This window comes from Stenotrophomonas sp. SMYL89 (genome assembly GCF_036319985.1).
GTDB classification, from domain to species: Bacteria; Pseudomonadota; Gammaproteobacteria; order Xanthomonadales; family Xanthomonadaceae; genus Stenotrophomonas; species Stenotrophomonas maltophilia_Q.
Window position 1 is genome coordinate 1 of the sequence record NZ_JAWIRW010000038.1, and the last position, 2,783, is coordinate 2,783.

The 2,783-nt window shown below is 63.2% G+C and carries 2 protein-coding genes; both read left to right on the top strand.

What is annotated here, in order from left to right; all coding sequences use genetic code 11:
• Window positions 1-411: hypothetical protein (locus V3B41_RS20405; protein ID WP_329861820.1), on the top strand; the 411-nt coding region annotated here is incomplete at its 5' end.
• Window positions 412-431: 20 nt separating this feature from the next.
• Window positions 432-2,636 carry a DUF3274 domain-containing protein gene (locus V3B41_RS20410; protein ID WP_329861821.1) on the top strand — a complete coding sequence of 735 codons (2,205 nt, stop codon included), beginning with the start codon at window positions 432-434 and terminating at the stop codon, window positions 2,634-2,636.
• The last annotated feature ends 147 nt before the right edge of the window (window positions 2,637-2,783 follow it).

Consider the following 2,783-nt stretch of genomic DNA (forward strand, 5'->3'; position numbering starts at 1 on the left):
ACACTGTCGCCAGTGCTGCGCGAGCTCAAGGGCAACCCGGACCTGTTGGATCCAAAGGAAGGCATCGACCTGTACGCGCGGCTGGGCGAAACCGGCGCGGCCTCGCCGTTCGTGCAGTTGGTACTGGCCACGATGGCCGCTGCCGAATCGAAGCGGGCCAGCATGGTGGTGCCCATGCGCCGGCCGGACCAGGTGACCATGATCCAGGTGAGCCCTTCGGACGATGAGATTCCGTCGTACCTGTTCAAGCCACGCTTGCTGCCGCAGACCTCGCAGGCTCCGGATGTGCCGGAACAGCAGCCTGCAGCGCCGCGCTACGTTGCGCCGACGTCGATGGACAAGGAAGCCGTTGCTGCGGACCGCAAGGCACTGGATGAGCTGTTGGGTGATAGCGGTCCCGAGGATATCTGAGCCACAACTGGAGGTACTCGATGACCCGTCCGACCTCTGAGCGTTGTATCGCCACCGGCCGTGTGGTGACCCAACCGGCCGGCACCGTGCAGAAGGTGATCCTGCCGATGCCCAAGCCGGCCATCGTCATCCTCGTGCACGGGGTCAATGACGTAGGCGAGGCCTACGTGGAGCAGGAGACCGGCATCTGCCTGGGAATGAGTGAACGGTTGGACCGCACCGGGCGCCAGGAGTCGCTGTTGAGCGGTGCGTACTACCGGGTGCCGGACTGTGCCGATCGTGATGCTCCGGATCCGGACGCGGTGTACTTCCGGCGCTCGCACACCCAGGCGCGGTTCGCCCCCAAGGGCGTGGAAGCGCAGGAGCCACGCAGCGTGGTGATTCCGTTCTACTGGGGGTTCCGGGAGGAGGAGGGCTATCACCGCGACAGATCTGGCAAGTTACGGCCCAACGTGAAGCGCGATGCGCCCCACGGCGAGTACCTCGACCGCCACGGCAACCGCCTGGACAAGGACAGCGCCAAGAACGGTGGGCCCTTCGCCAATGCCACCAGCTGCATTCCGGACATGTGGGCCGACGGCTTCTCTGGGCGCATCGCCAAGGTGCTGCCCAGCAACCCGGTTGGCGGCACCGCCACCCGGCCACTGCTGAAGGCGCGCTCGCGCCACTACATGGTGCTGGCGGCGCAGCGGCTGGCGATGCTGGTACGCATGATCCGCAGGAAGAACCCGGATGACACGATCAACGTGGTCGGGCACAGCCAAGGGTGTCTTGTGAGCCTGCTGGCCAATGCGTTCCTCAAGGACAGCGGTGATCGTCCCGTGGACACGCTGGTGATGAATCATCCGCCCTACGGCCTGGGGGAGAGCTTCCTGGACGGCCTTGAAACCGGCGATGACCAGCAGACCGTGGAGGCTCGGGTGAAGACGCTGCAGTCCATCGTCGGCTTCATGACGGGTACGTCGCATGCGGCATCGGCCTTTTCCGCACTGGCCGATGCCCCCCGCGGCAAGGTGGTGGGCCGCGGCTGGGGACCGCAGCAGGCACAGCGTGCCTCCATAAGCGCGGGCAGCAGCGCGTTCAACGAGCGCGACAACCGCGGCAAGGTGTACCTGTACTTCTGTCCGGATGACCAGACCGTGGCCCTGCAGACCGTGCAGGGTATTGGCTGGGCAGGTGTACCTGAGCACGTGAAGGCGCTTACGACCGATGGCATGCAGCGCTGGACAGCAGCAAAAACCTATGACCGTACGCTGCAGAGCAGTGACTTCGAGCAGCGGATTCCCATGCTGTCCCCGTTGGGGGATCGCTTCAAGCAACGTTGCTTCACCAAGCGCATCCGCGACGGCAAGGCACTGAAGGTGGGCCTGCCACCGCATGAGTACGTACTGGAGCTTTGGCACGAGTGGACATGGTCAGGTACCACGATGGGGATCAAGGACAAGATCGGCCGCGGCGGCTTCAGCACGGGTCAGACGGTGCGTGTTACCGGCGAAGCACTGACTCCACCGGTGACACCTCAACTGGGCGGTGACATGGACGCCATTTCACCGATCGATGCGTCCATCGCAATGACGCAGGACGAGGGGCGGCTGTTGCCGTGGGAGATGTTCCCTCGGCCTGTGCACAGCACCAGCACATATGAAGTGCGAAGCATTGGCTTGATTCCCGCTGAAGCGATGCCTGACCTCGAACGCGCATGGAATGAAGGCAAGGCAACGGTGGACAAGGCAAAAGTGGTGTATGCACGCCATCTGGGCGGCGGCCGGGTCGAGATCCGCAGGAAGGAGACCCCGGCAGAGGTCAAACGCCGCTGGATGGACACCACCGACAGCGAAGACAACCGCAAGTCGTTCCACTCGAGCATCGTGGCCAACGCGATGCACAGCCAGAAGGTGACCGCCTATGACCTGTCGATCGGGCAGGCCAGGACGATCGACGACCGGACGTACTACCTGTATCTGTGCCTGGTGGCTGATTGGAGGACGCCGTGGGATAAGCCGGCGGACATCGCAGTGACTTCCGACCGAATAGAAGTTGACAAGGCAGTTCAAGTCTACAGATCAGAATCTGGCGATTTCCCGCTGATCAATGAAACGCTCAGGTATAGAAACACAGGAGTTCTGCCCGAGTGTGCGAGATGCGACCTTCCAAGTCTGGTCTGGACGCAGACGGCCGCTGATCGAAAGAGCTACCAGCCCGTGCGACAGGGCGCAGGCGCATGAGGAGGCCCTGTCTCCTGATACTGCTCTGTTTTCTTCTGCCAGCTTGCGAGCAGAAGAGTGCCCTGGAAAAGGCGTGGCCAGTAGACCCTGCCACGTTTGAAGAGGCTTTACGTCCGCCCCGTACCTATGACCCGGCCGTCCTCCCCA

Bases quoted from the DNA above. Each gene is read 5' to 3' on its own strand.
- V3B41_RS20410 (WP_329861821.1), top strand. From the start codon at position 432: ATGACCCGTCCGACCTCTGAGCGTTGTATCGCCACCGGCCGTGTGGTG.